15 protein-coding genes are annotated in these 19,136 nt (G+C 31.6%); 9 read left to right on the plus strand and 6 right to left on the minus strand.

Features of this window, described 5'->3' with window-relative positions; translation table 11 throughout:
- The first annotated feature begins 220 nt into the window (after nt 1–220).
- The gene (locus tag NNL09_RS07500; protein ID WP_196911629.1) at nt 221–1,276 is read left to right on the plus strand and encodes an endonuclease/exonuclease/phosphatase family protein; all 1,056 of its coding nucleotides are present in this window, start codon (nt 221–223) and stop codon (nt 1,274–1,276) included.
- A gap of 49 nt (nt 1,277–1,325) precedes the next feature.
- On the opposite strand, the gene NNL09_RS07505 is transcribed toward NNL09_RS07500, so the two are convergent.
- Both NNL09_RS07505 and NNL09_RS07510 read right to left on the minus strand, forming a co-directional pair.
- Nucleotides 1,326–1,754, minus strand: coding sequence for a hypothetical protein (locus NNL09_RS07505; protein WP_025666146.1), 429 nt, complete (start codon nt 1,752–1,754; stop codon nt 1,326–1,328).
- 118 nt (nt 1,755–1,872) lie between these two features.
- Entirely contained in the window at nt 1,873–3,708 is a 1,836-nt protein-coding gene (locus NNL09_RS07510; RefSeq protein WP_196911628.1) for a sodium:proton antiporter, read from the minus strand.
- Nucleotides 3,709–3,840: 132 nt separating this feature from the next.
- Here NNL09_RS07510 and NNL09_RS07515 point away from each other — a divergent pair, with 132 nt between their 5' ends.
- The 7 genes from NNL09_RS07515 to NNL09_RS07545 all read left to right on the plus strand — a co-directional run bounded on the left by NNL09_RS07515 (nt 3,841) and on the right by NNL09_RS07545 (nt 13,700).
- Entirely contained in the window at nt 3,841–4,701 is an 861-nt protein-coding gene (locus NNL09_RS07515; RefSeq protein WP_231389268.1) for a universal stress protein, read from the plus strand.
- Nucleotides 4,702–6,966: a SulP family inorganic anion transporter gene (locus NNL09_RS07520; protein ID WP_025666143.1), complete on the plus strand. Its 2,265-nt coding sequence runs from the start codon at nt 4,702–4,704 to the stop codon at nt 6,964–6,966.
- A gap of 187 nt (nt 6,967–7,153) precedes the next feature.
- The gene (locus NNL09_RS07525) at nt 7,154–8,014 is read left to right on the plus strand and encodes an MBL fold metallo-hydrolase (protein ID WP_196911627.1); all 861 of its coding nucleotides are present in this window, start codon (nt 7,154–7,156) and stop codon (nt 8,012–8,014) included.
- Nucleotides 7,998–9,704 (plus strand): S8 family peptidase, encoded by a 1,707-nt coding sequence (locus tag NNL09_RS07530; protein WP_025666141.1) that lies wholly within the window; start codon nt 7,998–8,000, stop codon nt 9,702–9,704. Before NNL09_RS07525 ends, NNL09_RS07530 begins: the two co-directional genes overlap by 17 nt.
- 10 nt (nt 9,705–9,714) lie before the next feature.
- A complete protein-coding gene (locus tag NNL09_RS07535) occupies nt 9,715–11,544 on the plus strand; it encodes a M1 family metallopeptidase (RefSeq protein ID WP_196911626.1) in 1,830 nt (609 codons plus the stop codon).
- A gap of 109 nt (nt 11,545–11,653) precedes the next feature.
- On the plus strand, nt 11,654–12,031 hold the full coding sequence (rnpA, locus tag NNL09_RS07540; protein WP_196911625.1) for a ribonuclease P protein component: 378 nt from the start codon (nt 11,654–11,656) through the stop codon (nt 12,029–12,031).
- Nucleotides 12,032–12,077: 46 nt separating this feature from the next.
- Nucleotides 12,078–13,700: a S41 family peptidase gene (locus NNL09_RS07545; protein WP_196911624.1), complete on the plus strand. Its 1,623-nt coding sequence runs from the start codon at nt 12,078–12,080 to the stop codon at nt 13,698–13,700.
- A 34-nt stretch (nt 13,701–13,734) separates the two neighbouring features.
- Here the strand turns inward: NNL09_RS07545 and NNL09_RS07550 are convergent, their stop codons facing one another.
- The 4 genes from NNL09_RS07550 to NNL09_RS07565 form a co-directional block, all read right to left on the minus strand.
- Nucleotides 13,735–14,175: a GNAT family N-acetyltransferase gene (locus NNL09_RS07550; RefSeq protein WP_370540766.1), complete on the minus strand. Its 441-nt coding sequence runs from the start codon at nt 14,173–14,175 to the stop codon at nt 13,735–13,737.
- Nucleotides 14,176–14,186: 11 nt separating this feature from the next.
- Nucleotides 14,187–15,104, minus strand: a complete 918-nt coding sequence (locus NNL09_RS07555; RefSeq protein WP_196911622.1) for a cation diffusion facilitator family transporter — start codon at nt 15,102–15,104, stop codon at nt 14,187–14,189.
- 3 nt (nt 15,105–15,107) lie between these two features.
- Entirely contained in the window at nt 15,108–15,542 is a 435-nt protein-coding gene (rpiB, locus tag NNL09_RS07560; RefSeq protein WP_025666135.1) for a ribose 5-phosphate isomerase B, read from the minus strand.
- 552 nt (nt 15,543–16,094) lie between these two features.
- Nucleotides 16,095–16,334 carry a hypothetical protein gene (locus NNL09_RS07565; RefSeq protein ID WP_025666134.1) on the minus strand — a complete coding sequence of 80 codons (240 nt, stop codon included), beginning with the start codon at nt 16,332–16,334 and terminating at the stop codon, nt 16,095–16,097.
- Between the two features lie 547 nt (nt 16,335–16,881).
- Here NNL09_RS07565 and rnr point away from each other — a divergent pair.
- The gene (gene rnr, locus NNL09_RS07570; RefSeq protein ID WP_196911621.1) at nt 16,882–19,083 is read left to right on the plus strand and encodes a ribonuclease R; all 2,202 of its coding nucleotides are present in this window, start codon (nt 16,882–16,884) and stop codon (nt 19,081–19,083) included.
- Nucleotides 19,084–19,136 lie beyond the last annotated feature (53 nt).

The raw sequence follows: 19,136 nt of genomic DNA on the forward strand, positions 1-19,136 counted from the left end.
TTAAACAACTCGAAACCATACTGATTTATAGGTTAATAAAGGCAAGTATATAATATCCCAGTTTCATTTTTCGAAACTGGAAAAACCAATATTTGTAATTGATTTATAAATAATATTAGCTCCAGGATAATCTCGAGATTCAAATCGAGTGTATGCCGAGGACATTAATCCTAGACCTCACAGGTTCTAAAATCTATGAAGTCTCACAAAAAGCAATCTTATGTTTTCAAAAGACATCTTCGTAACACTCGCTTTCATATTATTATTCACCTCATTTCTTTGTGCACAAGAAAAAAAGGAGTATGTGATCCATACTATAGCATTTTATAATCTCGAAAATCTCTTTGATCCCGAAGATGACCCTATAACTTTTGATGATGACAGAACTCCTAAGGGAAAAGATCATTGGACCTATAAATTATATACTCATAAAGTGAAAAATATGGCCAGAACAATCTCTGAAATAGGCAAAGGTTTAGCTATCAACTCTCCTGCCATTTTAGGTGTTGCAGAAATAGAAAATAGAAAAGTGCTCGAAGATCTTGTTAATGATCCAAATCTTAGATCTAAAGATTATAGTATTGTACATTTTGACTCACCGGATAGAAGAGGTATAGATGTGGCTTTACTCTATCAAAATGCACTGTTTAAAGTGAAAAACTACAATAAGCATGAATTGATAATTTACGACAAAGATACTGCTAAACGAGTGTTTACAAGGGATCAATTATTAGTAAGTGGTTATCTGGATGGAGATCTAATCCATATTATTGTAAACCATTGGCCATCAAGAAGAGGAGGAGAAGCCAGAAGTAGATATAAGAGAGAAAAAGCAGCAGCACTAAATAAAAAGATAATGGATTCTCTATTCGCTACTGATCCGTATGCAAAAATTATCACAATGGGTGATCTTAATGATAACCCTAATGACTTGAGTGTAAAAAAAATACTGAAAGCAAAACAACATAGAAAAAATATCGAAATTAAAGGACTTTACAATCCTATGGCAAAATTGGCAAAAAAAGGGTTGGGGTCTCTTGCATGGAGAGACCAATGGAGCCTGTTTGATCAAATTATTATTTCTAAAAGTTTTTTAGACTCAGATTATTCTTCTTATCGGTATTATAAAGCAGGAGTATTTAATCCAGAATATTTGATTACACCAACAGGAAAGTATAAAGGATACCCTTTTCGCAGTTATACCAATAATGCATATACAGGAGGGTATAGTGATCATTTTCCGGTATACATATATCTTATTAAACAAAAAAGATGATCAAAAATGATCACCTTTTTATCTGTTCTTTTATAAAGATACTATCCAATTATTTACAATCTGAAAGTTCTACATATTTGTCAAAAGGAACACCAGTATCTCTAGGAGTTAATACTCCTTGACGAAATTCTTGTATAAATGCATTTCCGTTTTCTCCTCTACATACCCGCAGAGTAATATCATTATTAGTACAATTCAGGCAAGTTTGTCCTCCAAACTTACAATCTCCTAATATTTTTAATTGTTCTTCATACACTTTAATGGTTTCATCATCGGCAGCGCAACCATTATTTAAAACTACTTCTATTGCTGTTTTATATGCAGTACAAGCTTCTGTAGAACCAATGTTTTGACTATATGTAGCTGCAGCTTCTGATAAATCGACATTAGCTTTAACACAATCTACATCATCATCGCTTCCACATGCTGCAAATCCCAGGGCAAGGATATAGGCAACGACATACACAAGTTTTTTCATTTCGATTCTTGATTTTTAGGTTAAGTGAGTTCAAAAATAAGAAAATTAAACTGGACTCAGTAATATCACTATATAATCAAGTCGTGTTACTACCTTATAAATATGCAATAGCAAGTAATTATTTTACCTCTTCGATATCTATAGGCTTACCAATATAGGCCAGAAAACTTCCTTCTTCTACTTGTTCTATTTCCTCACTAAACGAGGATATGATTCTAATATTTTTATGTGTGTCTTTTATAAACAGTGGAATAATATCTTTATCCTCTTTGGTTAACTCAATTAATGCTCTATACTGCTTTTTATCCTTGATTTTTATTTCCTGTATTCCCGGATATTTTTCGGCAAGTTCAATAAGTTTATAGTAATCATCGGTATGAGAAAATAATCCTTCATGAGGGGTTTTTTTAGGGTCTAACATTTCTTCAGAAGTAATTAGTCTAAAAGCTCCATGTTCCCCAAATTGATCTTTAAACTTATCAATTACGTATTTATTTATATCATTGTTACCGGTAAGCGCCATTAAATACCCTATATCATTTAATTCGATATTGTCTTTAAGCTGATCACCATAAATATTGCCTTCGATCGCTTCTAGTCCAAGGTCTTTGGCTTTATTGATGTTATCTCTATTACTATCTACCAAAACGACATGACGATTGTTATTTTTTATATACGCTGCAATCAATCTCGAAATTTTGGAAGCGCCAATAATCAAGATTCCTTCAGATTTTTTAAGAAATACACCTACCAATTTGGCAAAAAGACGTGCTGTTGTAGCATTAAGTAAAACAGTACCCAGTACAATCATAAACACAAGAGGTGTAATATACTCTGCCCCCGGAATTCCTTCTTTATATAGCTTTAATCCAAATAATGATGCAATACCTGCTGCTACGATCCCTCTTGGTCCTACCCAGCTAATAAATAATTTTTCGTTGGTTTTAAGTCCAGAATTAAGAGAACTCAAGAACACACCTGCCGGTCTTACTATAAAAACAACAATAACAAAAAGTAAAACAGCTTGCCAATTATAGATTAGTTGTAAATCTTCGATATTGATATTTGCTGCCAGAAGGATAAATAATATCGAGATCAAAAGTACACTTAGAGATTCTTTAAAATATAGAATCTCATCAATATGAGGAAGATTTATATTTCCTAATACCATACCCATAATTACTACAGAAAGTAATCCAGATTCATGAGCAAAAGTATCTGATAATACAAAAACACCTAATACCAATGCAAGGGTTACTACATTAAGCAGATAATGAGGGATAATTTTTTTCTTTAGAGAAAATGCCAATGCATGAGCAAATGTAAAACCAAATGTAAAACCAACAAGTATAATTTTTCCAAATTCGATTAAAGCTGTTAGTGTAAATTCTTCACCACCACCTACTCTTATAAACTCAAATACCAAAACGGCTACCAAAGCACCAATAGGATCAATCAAAATACCCTCCCATTTTAATACAGCAGATACATCTTTTTTAAGAGGAATATTTCTAAGAATTGGAGTTATTACTGTAGGGCCAGTTACAATAATCAATGAAGAAAATAAGAACGAGATGGGCCAGCTTAGATCAAAAATATAGTGTGCTGCCAATCCTGCACCAAAAAAAGTAACAATAACAGCAATCGTGATTAATTTTATAATCACCGGACCTACATTAAGAATTTCACTTCTTCTTAAGGTAAGGCCACCTTCAAAAAGAATAATACTTATCGCTAAAGAAACAAAATAAAATAAACTCTCACCAGGAAAAAGACCTTCTGTCCCATTCCAGATAGGTTGTATCAATTTAGTGCCGTCACTAGTAAATAATGTAGCGAAAGGACCAACCAAAAGTCCTATAAGAATTAACGGTAAAATTGCGGGTATTTTAAATTTCCATGCCACCCATTGGGCCAAAATCCCTAATATAATTATTCCTGCAAGTTCTAACATGTTTTGTTCTTAAATCAGATTAATGTGAGAAAGATCGGGATTTTTTTAAAAATAACAGAAATAAGTGCTGTTTTCTGATTTTAAAAAATTAAGTTTATATTTCGCGATTTAAAATTATTACAAAATAAATCTTTGAACGAATTACCTAATCATAAATTTAATACTATCCTTATTGGTGTAGCTTTTTCTCCAAACCTTAAAAATAATATTTTTGAGGCTATGCGAATGGTCGATTTTTTTGATTCTAAAATGATCATTGTTCATGTAGGCGAAAAAACGAATGAGAAAGAAAATAATATAAAAAAGCTAATTTCAGGATTTTCTGACGATGATGATGAAAAAGTAAATGTTATTTGGAAACAAGGAGATCCCGTTACAGTAATTATTGAAACAGCCAGAGAAAATAATGCTGATCTTATTATGCTTGGTGCTATCCCCAGAGAAGATTTTCTTAAATTTTATATTGGGTCAATTGCACGAAAAATTACAAGAAATGCACATTGTTCTGTTTTGCTGTTAATAAAACCATCAGAAGATTTACGCCCTTGTAATCATATTGTAGTAAATGGTCTTAAAGATGAAAAAACTAGGCAAACAATTCTTGATTCGTTTGAAGTAGCCCAGAATCTTGGTGCACAAAAACTCACTATTGTAGAAGAGATTTCTCGTCAAGAAGTTAAGGTTATTGTAGAAGACGATCAATCTTTGCTTAAAGACACATTAATAAAAGAACAATTAGCCCAAAAAGAAGATCTTAGAGTACAGCATATCTTAAGCGATGTTCCTGAAGATCTTAAAACTGGTATTTTAATAAAAACACAATCTATATTTGGAAAAAGAGGATATTCTATTGGTCATTACGCAAAAGTGGTCGCCGCAGACCTTCTTATTATGAATGCTCCTAAAAGAACTACGTTCTTAGATCGTATTTTTCTTCATGATCTTGAGCATATTTTATCAGAATTACCAACAGATGTTTTAATTATGAGATAAATGAAGAAAACGAATAACGCTACATCTGAATTTTTATCTCAACTGCCTAAGAATATTTTTTCGGGTTTTGTGGTTTCACTAATTGCATTACCATTGGGTTTAGGATTGGCTTTAGCTTCTGAAGCTCCACCTATCTCTGGAGTAATTGCTTCTGTTGTTGGAGGGATCATTGTAAGCATTTTTGGAGGATCTAAAGTTACAATTACAGGTCCCGGTAATGGATTAGTTGTTGTTTTATTAGGAGCAATAACAACACTTGCTAATGGAGATCTTTATCAAGGTTATATCTTTACATTAGCTGCCATTATATGCTCGGGAGCATTAATGATCATTATTGGTCAATTGCGATTGGGGATTCTGAGTGACTTTTTCCCTTCTTCGGCAATTCAGGGAATGCTTGCCGCTATAGGAATAAGTATTTTTGCAAAACAGTTTCATGTTATGCTTGCTAATACAAGTATTAAAGGAGATACTATTTCCTTGTTAACAGATATTCCTCATAGTATTTCGTTACTATTTAAACCTGAATATAGTGCCATTGCTATTGCTGCATTAGTTGGAGTTTTGAGCTTATTGATTATGTTTTTTTATGGTAAAATCAGAAATAAATATTTTCAATTGGTACCAGCTCCCATGTGGATCGTTCTTATTGCTGTTGGTTTAAGCTATTATTACGAATTCTTTTCAAGTGCTCCTTACCCTATAGATGACTCCTTATTGGTACAAATACCCAATGATGTTTTTTCAAACTTCCCTACTCCAGATTTTTCATTAATTCTTGACTTTAAATTTATAGGAGTAGTTATTGCAATAACTTTAATTTCGAGTATTGAATCTCTATTAAGTATTAAGGCCGTAGATAAGCTAGACCCGTTAAAAAGAAGATCAAATATTAACAAAGATCTTACTGCATTAGGTATTGCATCGATTGTTAGTGGTTTTATAGGAGGACTTAATGTAGTTACTGTAATCGCCCGTAGTTCTGTAAATGTTAATAACGGAGGTACCAACCGATCTTCTAATTTCTTTCACTCTGTGTTCTTAATATTATTTGTAGTTTTATTTCAAGATCAACTTAAAAGAATTCCACTTACAGCACTGGCTGCTATTTTGGTGTATACAGGATATAAGCTGGCTGCTCCAAGAAACTTAAAAATTGTTGCCAAAATTGGTAAAGAACAACTTATTATTTTCTTTGCCACAATTATAGCAACGATAACAACAAACTTAATCACAGGAATCCTTATCGGAATCCTAACAACGATTATTATACATTTTATCCTTAATAAAAGCGTACTCTTTTTTATCAGAAATCTTTTTAAACCTAATGTGCTTATGTTTAAAGAAGGTTTCAACGATACTTATTTTGTTAGTGTAAAGAGTTTTTCAAGCTTTCTTAATTATTCTCGATTAAAAAGAAAATTAGATACAATTCCTGAGAACCAGGATACTATAATAGATTTTTCTCTTTGTGATTTTGTAGATTATACTGTACAGGAGAGTTTATTAGGATATCAGGAAACTTTTAAGAGAAAAGGAGGATCTTTTGAGATTACAGGACTAGATATTCATGGTACTTCTTCAGAACACCCTTTAGCCATAAGAAGTTTGATTCCTTTTTCTAAAAAAATTAAAATAGGAGCAAAATCGAATCTTACCAAAAGACAAAAAGATTTACAAAATATTGCAAATGACTTTTCCTGGCAATATGCCCCTAAAAAAGGTCATGATGTCTCTGGTTTGCATGATTTTGTGTTCTTTAAAACTAAAAAAATCAATTATCTAAATAATTCTATTTATGACTCAAAGTCTATTTTTAGAATTTCTGATACCGAATTTTCTGAAGGTGAGTTTATTGCCCGTACTTTGGTGAGAACCACGATCATGACTATAAAATTAAAAACTGAAGTTCCTAAATTTACTTTAGACAAAGAGGGGTTACTTGAGTTTATATATAAGTTCTCAGGGTTTAAAGATATTTTAATTTCTGGCCATCCCGATTTTTCTAAACGGTTCTTCCTTTTAGGAGAAAAACCAAAAAAAATTAAGTTGTTCTTTACTGATGAATTAGTACTGTTTTTAGAGAGTAATCCATATTATCATATTGAATGTAATGGTAACTCTTTGTTGGTGATGAGAAAAGAACGTTTGGCTAGTATTAAAGAGATCAAAGCTTTATTAGATTACGGAACTCGCTTAGAAAAAGTGATAACAAGTATACAATATGATGAATTATTGTTAAAAAGTCCAAAAATTAAATCTTGATCCCTGCCATTTTTTCTATTTTGCAAAGATTTTTAATTAGTACCGAAATAAGCCATTGGATCAGATATATAGAAAATGTCTTAAAAACATTTTTGACCCCAGAAAATAATTTGTGCTTTAGACGTGTAGATCTAAATAACTTTTGGCGACAATCATATTAATTAAAGACAGAATTAAAAATAAACAAATGAATCTACATCCCATAAAAGCAGGAAATTTTAAACTTGATGGAGGCGCTATGTTTGGAGTGGTTCCAAAAGTTTTATGGAACAAAACCAACCCTGCAGATGAAAAAAACCTAATTGATATTGCAGCAAGATGCTTACTAATTGAAGAGGGTGATAGGTTAATTCTTATTGACTCTGGAATGGGAGATAAACAGTCCGAAAAATTTTTCAGTCATTATTCACTTTGGGGAAATGATAGCTTAGATACCTCTCTAAAAGCAAAAGGATTTCACAGAGATGATGTTACCGATGTTTTTATTACTCATCTTCACTTTGATCATTGTGGTGGTGTAGTGCAATGGAATAAAGCCCGAACAGGATATGAATTAGCTTTTAAAAATGCTCGAATATGGAGCAATGAAGAACATTGGCAATGGGCTACACAGCCTAATGCTCGAGAAAAAGCTTCTTTTTTAAGTGAAAACATCATACCGATACAAGAAAGTGGTCAATTAAATTTTATTTCCAGGTCAGGTACATCGTTCCAAAAAAACACTGAATTAGGTTTTGGCGTACTATTTGTTAATGGACATACTGAAAAACAAATGATTCCGCATATAGAATATAAAGGTAAAACGATTGTGTTTATGGCAGATCTTCTGCCTACAGCCGGTCATGTTCCTTTACCATATGTAATGGGTTATGACACCAGGCCCTTATTAACCTTGGATGAAAAAAAACTGTTTCTTGATAATGCCGCTACTAATGGATGGTATTTATTCCTGCAACATGATGCCCATAATGAAATAATAACAGTACAACACACCCAAAAAGGGGTGCGATTAAAAGAAGTCTTTACTTGTCATGAAATATTTAATTAAAATAAAAGATCAAATGATTCCCTCATCTAATAAAATTATTGCCACCATTGCCTCATCTATGATTTTGGTAAGCTGTGGTGCTCCAACCATTGTTTCTACACCTATAGAGAATATCGATACAATTCCTTTAAAAAATATAGATCTTACCGATGCTCAACTTAAAGGTTGGAATTCGCTTGATTTGGTTTCTGATACGGTTCCCGGGATGAGCGTAAATAAAGCTTATAATACTCTTATTAAAAACAAAAAAGGTAAGACTGTTATTGTTGGTGTTATCGATAGTGGTGTAGATATTGAGCATGAGGATCTGGATGGGGTGATCTGGACAAATCCAAAAGAGATTAAGGGGAATGGAAAAGATGATGATAACAATGGATATATTGATGATATTCACGGCTGGAATTTTTTAGGGGATTCTGAAGACGAAAATCTTGAATATGTGAGAATCATAAAAAAGTTTAAACCAAAATATGCTGGTAAAACTCTTGCTTCTATACCAGAAAATGATCGAGGTGAATACCAAAATTATATTGCAGCCAAAGCAGAATTCGAAAAAGAATATCAGGAAAACTCTGCTCAAAAAGTACAATACGAACAAATACTTCAGCAATCTAAGGTTTCGCACAAAGCAATTACAGATGCACTGGGAAAAGAAGACTATTCTCGAGACGAACTTTTAAAAGTAGAAGCAAAGACTCAAGAGATGCAACAACATGTCGCTTTTCTTGCTCAAATGTTTGGGTTTATGGATCCAGGTGATACGATACCAGACTTTATCAAAAACCTTAAAGAAGGTGTTGATCATTTCACTGATCAGTTAAATTATAATTTAAATCCCGAATTTGATGGTAGAACTGTAGTGGGTGATAACGTAGATGATATCACAGATGTCAAATATGGGAATAATAATGTAATGGGACCAGATCCAAAAAAAGAAGGTATAAAACACGGGACCCACGTTGCTGGTATAATCGCTGCAGAGAGAAATAATGGAAAAGGAATGAATGGTATAGCACAAAATGTAAAAATAATGGCAGTTAGAGCGGTTCCTAATGGAGACGAATACGACAAAGATATTGCACTTGCAATACGATATGTTGTAGATAACGGAGCCAAAGTAATTAACACTAGTTTTGGTAAGTACTACAGTACACATCCAGAATGGGTTAGGGAAGCTATTACCTATGCGGCCTCAAAAGATGTATTGATTGTAAATGCAGCAGGAAATGAAGGAACAGATTTAGATAAAAAAGCAGTATACCCTAATGATCAAACTAATAATGGTTCTGAAATTGCTGATAATTTTATTACCATTGGTGCTTTAAATTATGCTTATGGCTCTAATTTGGTAGCAGATTTCTCTAATTACGGTAAAAACAATGTTGATGCATTTGCTCCTGGAGTTAAAATATGGTCAACAACACCCAATAATTCATACGAATACCTGCAAGGAACCTCTATGGCAGCTCCGGCTGTAGCAGGAGTTGCTGCGTTAATTAGATCGTATTACCCTAATTTAAAAGCTCCTCAGGTAAAAAAGATACTTATGGATAGTGGATTAAGTACTAAGTCCTCTGTAGTTATTGGTGGGGAGCAAACTAATGTAGGAAGCTTTTCTGGGTTATCTAAATCGGGTAAAATGGTTAATTTGTATAATGCCCTTATTATGGCAGATAAATTGTCTAAATAATTCATTTATTATGTTTAAAAAAATTGGTTTTGGCTTTTTAGTTGGTGTTTTTTGCGTTACAGCACAAAACAATACTTCGTATTGGCAACAACAGGTAGATTATACGATGAATGTGGATATGAATGTTGAAAATTTTCAATATGAGGGGACACAAGAACTCATCTATTCTAACAATTCTCCTGATACGTTATATCAAGTATTTTATCACTTATATTTTAATGCATTTCAACCAGGAAGTGAAATGGACATACGTTCTCGCAATCTTCCTGATCCTGACCCCAGAGTTGGAAACAGAATAAGTAAACTTACTCCCGAAGAAATTGGGTATTTAAAGGTTTCTTCCCTAACACAAAATGGAAAACCATTAACATATAAAACTGCAGGGACTGTTTTAGAAGTATCACTAGATAAGCCTATTGCTCCAGGAGAAAAGGTTACTTTTTCTATGAAATTTAACGGTCAGGTACCTGTACAAATACGCCGTTCAGGAAGAAATAACAAAGAGGGTGTTGCATTATCAATGACACAGTGGTATCCAAAAATGGCAGAATATGACTTTGAAGGGTGGCATGCAGACCCTTATATCGCAAGAGAGTTTCACGGAGTATGGGGTGATTTTGATGTAACCATAACTATTGATAAAGATTATATTTTGGGTGGTACTGGATATTTGCAAAACCCGCAAGAAATAGGGCATGGATATGAAGAGCCCGGTACAAAAGTAAGTAGAAAAGGCAAGAAGCTTTCATGGCACTTTAAAGCTCCTAATGTACATGATTTTGCATGGGTTGCAGATCCAGAATATTTGCACGATACTGTAAAGGTGCCTAATGGCCCAACGCTTCATTTTTTGTATAAAAACAAGAAAGAAATTATAGAAAACTGGAAAGATCTACAGCCCAAAACCGTAGAGTTGATGAAGTATTTTAGTGAAAAAATAGGAAAGTACCCATATGATCAATACTCTGTATTACAAGGGGGTGATGGCGGTATGGAATATGCCATGTCGACTCTAATCACAGGAGAAAGAAATTTTGGTAGCCTTGTTGGCGTTACAGCACACGAAATGGCACATTCATGGTTTCAACATATTCTCGCTACTAACGAAGCTAAACACGAGTGGATGGATGAAGGGTTTACCAGCTATATTTCTACTCTGGCGATGAATGATGTAATGAAACAGAATAATCCTAATTCGCTAAGAGGTATGTACCAGGGATATTACCAATTAGCTACTTCTGGTATAGAACAACCACAGACAACTCAAGCAGATCACTATTCGCATAATGCTGCTTATGGAGCTTCTGCGTACACTAAGGGAGCTGTTTTTCTCTCACAATTAGGATATATTATTGGAGAAGATAATCTTGCAAAAACGATTAAAAGATATTTTGATGAATGGAAATTTAAGCACCCTACTCCTAATGATTTTAAAAGGGTAGCAGAAAAAGTGTCTGGAATACAATTAGATTGGTATCTAACAGATTGGACGCAAACAACAAATACAATAGATTACGGAATTAAAGATGTTGTTGAAGATAATAACACTACCAAAGTCACTTTAGAACGTATTGGATTAATGCCAATGCCTATTGATCTTTATGTAGAATATAAAGATAGTACTATAGAGTCATTTTATATTCCTTTAAGAGTGATGCGTAATGAAAAGGAAAACCCAATCCCATCAATGAAAAGAACTATATTGCCTGATTGGCCTTGGACAAACCCAACGTATTCTTTAGATCTTTCTAAACCAAAATCTGAAATAAAATCGATTGGAATCGATATCACAAAAACTATGGCTGATGTAAATCCTAAAAATAATAGTTTTTCAGAATAGTTGTTATTAAGAAGACAAATCACATAGACTAAAGTCTTATTAAAAACCGGTTTTAGTGCCGGTTTTTTTATTGCTTCCATAAAAAATCTATTCACTACATTTAATGCCAATGAAGGCTACTTTTAATAAAAAAGAACGATTAAAAAGCAAAAAAGAAATAGAATTACTTTTTTCTGAAGGAAAATCTATATCCAAATACCCCATTAGATTAGTATATAGAAAATCAAACTTTGATGAGAGTATTAAAATTAGGGCTGGCGTATCGGTTAGCAAACGTAACTTTAAAAAAGCAGTAGATCGTAATTGTATAAAGCGTTTAATGCGTGAAAGTTATAGAAAAAATAAGTATATTGTACCCAACACTACTCATCAATTCACTTTTATGTTTTTATTTTCAGGTAAAGAAATGCCTGAATATTCATTAATAGAATCTAAAATAAAAGGAATATTACAAAAATTTGTCGAACAAGAAATAAAATCAAAATAACAACATCACATGTTTACTTGATTTGCAATATTTAAAGAAAACATCAATGAAGAAGAGAATTATCTACCCCGTAGCTGCCGTGATTATCTTACTATCTACAGTAAGTTTTAAGTCAGATTTTTTTGAAATCGCTAAGCAGATTGAAATTTTCACTACTATGTTCAAAGAATTAAATATGAATTATGTAGATGAAACAAATCCAGCAGAATTAATGGATACGGCAATCAAAGCCATGTTAGATGATTTGGATCCCTATACTAAATATTGGAACGAGCAGGATGTTGAAGCTTCAAAAATACGTAACGCAGGAGAATACACAGGTATTGGATCTTCTGTAAAAACAATAAAAGATAAAATCATCATTATAGAGCCTTATAAAGGGTATCCTGCTGATAAAGCTGGTCTTAAAGCTGGTGATGAGATTATACAAATAGGAGATGTAAAAGTAGCTGATTTTAAAGATGATGCAGGAGAACTCCTTAAAGGAGCCAGCGGAACTAAAGTGAACATTATTTATAAAAGACAGGGAGTAAATAAAACTACAGTATTAACACGAGAAGAAATAGAAGTAGATGCTGTTCCTTTTTATACTTTGCTAAATGATAATACTGGATATATTGTATTATCAAAATTTAATAACAAAGCCTCTAGTGAAACTATTGATGCTTTAAAAGATTTAAAAGCCAAGGGAGCCGATAAAGTAATTTTAGATTTAAGAGGTAACCCTGGCGGTTTATTAAGTGAAGCTATAAACGTTACTAATATTTTTGTGCCAAAAGGAGAGTTAATCACCACTACAAAATCGGTGGTTAAAAAATATAATAAAGAATATTTTACAAAGAGAGAACCTATAGATATCCAGATTCCCTTGGTTGTATTAGTAAACGGAAGAAGTGCATCTGCAAGTGAAATTGTTGCAGGTAGTATTCAGGATCTTGATAGAGGAGTAGTTATTGGTGCCAGAAGTTTTGGTAAAGGATTAGTACAGCGACCAAAAAAACTAACTTATGGTACTCAATTAAAAATTACTATTTCTAGATATTATACCCCAAGCGGAAGATGTATTCAGGCATTAGATTATTGGAATCGTGATAAAAATAATAATGCTGTACGCATCAATGAGCAAGATTTTAAAGCCTTTAAAACCAAAAACGGAAGAACAGTATATGATGGTGGTGGTATACAGCCTGATATTGAATTAGAGACCTCTAAATTCAGTAAAATTACTACCGCTTTATTACGATCTGATGCTATTTTTGAGTATGGAACAAAATATTATTATTCTCATCAATTAAAAAAATCCTCTGATTTTAAATTTACAGATAAAGATTATGAAGATTTTAAAAATTTTGTAAAACAAAGTGAGTTTAATTTTGAGACCGAAACCGAAAAATCATTTAAAAAATCATTAGAAATAGCAAAAAAGGAAAAGTTCGATAAAGATATAATCTCTACTTATAATACTCTTGTTGCTTCTATAAACACTTCTAAACAAGCAGCTTTAGACACCTATAAGACCGAAATTGTTAATTTACTAACAGATGAGATTATTAAACGTTATTTCTATCGCGAAGGATTATATAATTATTATGTAACACATAACCCAGAAGTAGCTAAAAGTCAGGAAATACTAGGTAATAAAAATAAGTACGAAGAGCTTTTAAAATAAAACGAAAGACTCATTAAGATTTAATGAGTCTTTTTTATTCTCTAATCATACCAATATGAGGAATACCATCTTCGAGGTACTCCTCTCCTATTTGCTTAAAACCGTGTGTTTCATAGAATTTTTTTAAATATGTCTGGGCAGATATTTTAATTGCTTTAGTTTTAAAAAATGTTTCTATAGCATTTACACATTCTTTAATTAGTTTGTGACCATATCCATATTGCCTTTCTTTTTTAGGTATGACCACTCTTCCAAAGCTAGTATCCTTAAAATAATCACCTGCATCGAATAATCGTGTATAAGCAACAATTTCTTCATTTTTGTATCCTATTACATGAAGTGCTTTTTGATCTTTATCATCAATATCTTGATAGATACACTCCTGCTCTACTATAAAGACCTCTGCGCGTAAGCGCAAAATTTTATATACTTCTAATGCAGAGAGCTCGTCAAAACGTTTAACTTTAAATTTGATATCCATATTTTTTAATCCTGTACAATAATATCTTTATTATCCTTATTTCCATATTCTGGCTGTAGCGTAACATGGTTGATTTTAAATTCTTTATGAAGTATGTTTTCAATAGTGTTGAGTATTTCTCCAAATTCTGAAACCAAAATATCACTATCAAAATCTACATGCGCTTCTAAATGTGTTTCTTCTTCGTTAAGTTGCCACACATGTATGTGATGTATACTTTTAACTTTTGGTAAAGCATTAATTACTCTTACTATTTTTTTTAACTCAATAGTATCGGGAGTATACAACATTAATACTTTGAATGATTTTTTTAAGAGATCATAACCTACAATAATCAGATAGATTGCAATTACAAAAGTTAACAGGCTATCTACCCAAAATAGTTTATAAAATTTCATTAACAATCCCCCTATCAAAACTGCAAAAGATGCCATTAAGTCTGTTACCAAGTGCAAATATGCCGACCTCATATTCATATTTACCTTACTATCTCTTCTTAAAAGCAAAACGCTTAGTCCATTTCCAAAAATTGCTACTACTGAAAGAATAATTACAACACGTGCACTTATTTCCTGTGGATTTAGTAATCGCTCTATGGCTTCAAACACAAGAATAAATGCTATTATAACTAATGAAATAGCATTTATAAACGCTGCCATGATTTCTGCTCTTTTGAAACCAAAAGTTCTTTTAATAGAAGCTTCTCTTTTTGCTAATCGATTAGCAAAAAAGCTAACTATCAAAGAAAGTACATCACTAAAATTATGTAATGCATCTGATAATAGAGAAAGACTACCAGAAATCAAACCACCAACTACCTGGGCAACTGTAATTCCAATATTTAAGAGAATAGAAAATAATAAATTACGCCCAGTAAGTTTATCATGAGAATATGATTGATTATGAGCGTGAATTTTTACCATAGGCTAAATACACATTGGTATCTTATGTACTCTGTTTAAATGTCTGCCTCCTTCAAATTTTGTTGCTAAGAATGTTTTTACCATTTCAACAGCTTGAGGTAGAGATGTAAATCTTGCAGGAATACATATGATATTAGCATCATTATGAAGTCTGGTTAATTCTGTAATTTCTTTTGTCCAACAAAGTCCAGCCCTAACATTACTGTATTTATTAGCTGTCATAGCAACACCATTTCCGCTTCCACAAACCAAAATCCCAAAACTAACTTTTTCAGTGTTTACATCTTTTGCTACAGGATGTACAAAATCAGGATAATCAACACTATTGTTTTCATTAGTGCCGTAGTTAGTAATTTCAATACCTTCAGATTCTAAATATTCTGCAATTGCAAATTTGTATTCAGTTCCTGCGTGATCATTTCCAATAGCTATTTTCATTTTTTTGTTCGTTTCATTAGTTAAGCAAAGATAATTTAATCTAAAAAAAGTAAACTCCAAAAAACCAATAATTTAACCCAATATTACGGTAATGTTAATAACTCATAACCTTCTGTTAACACTGAGTGTGAATAAACAGTTCTTAAAATTCATAAAGTTTTTTTGGTGGTTTTGATTTTTATTAGAATACAAGTATAGTAGTAAGAAATCAAAATTTTAAACTCTCTTTTTTTGGCTAAGTTTTCAAGTATTAAGTTAATGTTATAAACTACGGTTTTGCCGTAATAATATTAAAAAATTAAGCTGTTGATTAACTATTAACAGTTGTTAATTAAATTTCATTTTTAGAACATTTTCAAGCAATTAGAATAATGATATCCTGTTCATATATTTTTCAAAATTCAGTTTAACTTAAAAAACAAATAAAACTTAAAAAAGTTATACCGCTATCCACACTATATTATAATCATCATTATTAATTTTAAATTTAAAAAAAAGAAAAAGATATATTTAATATATGTTGAAAACTATAAAGAAAATATGAATACTAGATTATACAATTCTAAGATGAGAATTAGTGTTAAGATCACTTATGATCTGAAGTACTTTGTTTTTGTCTTTTTGATGAACTTTTAAATTAATACCTCCCAGTGCGTTTGAGTAGAAAGGAAAAACACCGACCATTGTTTCATTTTCGAAGAAATAAGAAATACCTTCTTGATCTAGAAGTAGTTTAAGTATAGCATACTCAAAAGGATATGTATATGTTTTAATAGTAATAAAATCTTTCATTTCTTAAAATTATTCCTTGATAATCTTATTTCTACAAGATACAAAATAAGCGTAACAATCAAATTGATACTAATTAAAATGAATATCAATTTCTCCTAGATTGATAAATAATTTTTTATAGTAAAAGGTTAATTGATTTGACTGGCTTCACGATCTGTTTTTACAGAACTATTTATTTCTGAGCCTTCTAAAGTATCTTGTTTATGATCTATTGTATTATTAATGTATAGGGTAAACGCATATATGCCCAATAGAAATATGAGTATGAAGAGTAATATGATCTTATGTATTTTTTTGATTTTGTGCATATCGAATTAAATACTAAACGAATAAAATCGAATCCTAGTGTACTAAAATTAAGTAAATTTTAAGAAAAATAGCTGTAATTATTTACTTTTTTTTGATGTAATATCTTGATTTACAGATAATGGATTTTAGAGCTATTTGATGATAATATGATTTAAGTATTAATAAAAGTTTAAAGTTAAAATTATAGATGTTAAAAGATAAGCTGTACTTTTATCATAAATATATAGAATAGACATTAATGAAAAGAAAGAGTAGAAGAAGAAAAAAGAAGTCACCAAAAATAGAAAATATTACCCAGGAAATACTCAAAATATTAAAAGCTGAATCAAATAAAAGTTTTAATTATAAGCAAATTGCATCAAAACTAGGAGTAGATGATGCAAGTAGTAGAAACCAGATTATAAAAAAATTATCTCAGCTCGCTGCTAAAAAACAGATAGAAGAGGTAGATAGAGGGAAATTTAAAATCATACCTAATATTAATACCTATACAGGTATTTTAGAAATCACTTCAAAAGGTACAGGGTATGTAATTGTAAAAGATCTTGAAGATGATATTTTTGTCCCAAATAATAATCTTAATAAAGCACTGAATGGAGATGAGGTAGAAGTTTATGTGTATCGTAGAAAACGAAGAGGAAAGAGTGAAGGAGAGATTTCTAGAATTATTTCTCGTAAAAGGAGTGAGTTTGTTGGTGTAATAGATATTCAAAAAAATTATGCCTTTGTAAATATGCAAGATGGCAAAATGTATACCGATATTTTTATTCCTAAGAATAAAATAGCCGATGCAGAGAACGGAGATAAGGTCTTAGTAAAACTAGAAGACTGGCCAGAAAAAGCAGATTCACCTTTTGGAAAAATAATTAAAGTATTAGGAAAACCAGGAGAACACAATACCGAGATACATGCTATTTTGGCTCAGTATGGTTTGCCCTATGAGTTTCCTGAGGAGGTAGAGAATTATGCTAATACTTTAGATACATCTATTCAGGAATCAGAAATCAAGAGTCGTAGGGATATGAGAAAAATTCTTACGTTTACTATTGATCCTAAAGATGCCAAGGACTTTGATGATGCATTATCATTTCAGGTTTTAGAAAATGGTAATTACGAAATCGGAATTCATATTGCAGATGTATCACATTATGTAAAACCAGGAACAATACTTGATGATGAAGCTTATGAAAGAGCAACATCTGTATATCTGGTAGATAGAGTAGTACCTATGTTACCCGAGGTTTTATCTAATAATGCCTGTTCATTAAGACCAAACGAAGAGAAATATACATTTTCTGCAGTGTTTGAATTAAATAATAAAGCAGAAATTAAAAACCAATGGTTTGGAAGAACAGTAACCTATTCTGATGCAAGATTTGCATATGAAGAAGCACAGCATATTATAGAAACTCGTGATAATGTAATTCCTGCAGAGATCTCACTTACCAGAAAAGAGTATAAGGCTGATCAAAAAATAGCCGATGCAATACTTAAATTAGATGAACTTGCCAAAGTTATGCGAGGTAAACGAATGGGTGAAGGAGCTATTTCTTTTGATAAAGTAGAAGTGAAATTTAGTCTAAACGAAAATAACGAACCCGTAGGAGTGTTTTTTAAGACTTCTAAAGACGCTAATAAACTTATTGAGGAATTTATGTTATTAGCTAATAAAAAGGTCGCAGAATTCATAGGAAAGCAAAATCCTAAAAAAACATTTATTTATCGGGTTCATGATGAACCTAATGACGAAAAATTAGCTGCACTACAAAATATTATTGGAAGATTTGGATATAAATTAGATCTTAGAGATCGAAAGACAACTACCAAATCATTAAATGGATTATTAAAAGATGTTCAAGGTAAAAAAGAACAAAATTTAGTTGATACTTTAGCTATACGTAGTATGAGTAAGGCAGAATATACTACTCATAATATTGGTCATTATGGATTAGCATTTGATTATTATTCACATTTTACTTCGCCAATACGAAGATATCCAGATGTTATGGCACACCGTTTGTTACAGCATTATTTAGATAAAGGAAAATCTGTTGCAGAAGATGAATATGAAGAAAAATGTAATCATAGTAGCAGTATGGAAAATCTAGCTGCCAGTGCAGAACGTGATTCTATAAAGTTTATGCAGATAAAATTTATGAAAGATCACGAAGATGAACAGTTTTTGGGAGTTATCTCTGGAGTTACCGAGTGGGGAATTTATGTAGAAATAATTAATAATAAATGCGAAGGTATGATTCGTCTACGAGACATGAGTGATGATCACTATGTTTTTGATCAAGATGAATATGCCATTATAGGAGAACAAACCAAAAAAGTATACCAATTAGGAGATGAGGTATATGTAAAAGTAAAAAATGCTGATCTGATAAAACGACACTTAGATTTTACCTTGTTAGGAAACAAGGAAGAAATAGAATAATCAAAAAATTAGTGTCGTTTATTTTTTGTAAGATCAGAGTTGAAATATAAATC

This window comes from Aquimarina sp. EL_43 (assembly GCF_943422735.1).
In the GTDB taxonomy this organism is placed as follows: domain Bacteria; phylum Bacteroidota; class Bacteroidia; order Flavobacteriales; family Flavobacteriaceae; genus Aquimarina; species Aquimarina megaterium.

Excerpts from the sequence above, each read along its gene's own strand:
- NNL09_RS07500 (WP_196911629.1), top strand. The coding sequence starts at position 221 with ATGTTTTCAAAAGACATCTTCGTAACACTCGCTTTCATATTATTATTC.
- NNL09_RS07505 (WP_025666146.1), bottom strand. The coding sequence starts at position 1,754 with ATGAAAAAACTTGTGTATGTCGTTGCCTATATCCTTGCCCTGGGATTT.
- NNL09_RS07510 (WP_196911628.1), bottom strand. The coding sequence starts at position 3,708 with ATGTTAGAACTTGCAGGAATAATTATATTAGGGATTTTGGCCCAATGG.
- NNL09_RS07520 (WP_025666143.1), top strand. The coding sequence starts at position 4,702 with ATGAAGAAAACGAATAACGCTACATCTGAATTTTTATCTCAACTGCCT.
- NNL09_RS07525 (WP_196911627.1), top strand. The coding sequence starts at position 7,154 with ATGAATCTACATCCCATAAAAGCAGGAAATTTTAAACTTGATGGAGGC.
- NNL09_RS07530 (WP_025666141.1), top strand. The coding sequence starts at position 7,998 with ATGAAATATTTAATTAAAATAAAAGATCAAATGATTCCCTCATCTAAT.
- NNL09_RS07535 (WP_196911626.1), top strand. The coding sequence starts at position 9,715 with ATGTTTAAAAAAATTGGTTTTGGCTTTTTAGTTGGTGTTTTTTGCGTT.
- rnpA (WP_196911625.1), top strand. The coding sequence starts at position 11,654 with ATGAAGGCTACTTTTAATAAAAAAGAACGATTAAAAAGCAAAAAAGAA.
- NNL09_RS07545 (WP_196911624.1), top strand. The coding sequence starts at position 12,078 with ATGAAGAAGAGAATTATCTACCCCGTAGCTGCCGTGATTATCTTACTA.
- NNL09_RS07555 (WP_196911622.1), bottom strand. The coding sequence starts at position 15,104 with ATGGTAAAAATTCACGCTCATAATCAATCATATTCTCATGATAAACTT.
- rpiB (WP_025666135.1), bottom strand. The coding sequence starts at position 15,542 with ATGAAAATAGCTATTGGAAATGATCACGCAGGAACTGAATACAAATTT.
- NNL09_RS07565 (WP_025666134.1), bottom strand. The coding sequence starts at position 16,334 with ATGAAAGATTTTATTACTATTAAAACATATACATATCCTTTTGAGTAT.
- rnr (WP_196911621.1), top strand. The coding sequence starts at position 16,882 with ATGAAAAGAAAGAGTAGAAGAAGAAAAAAGAAGTCACCAAAAATAGAA.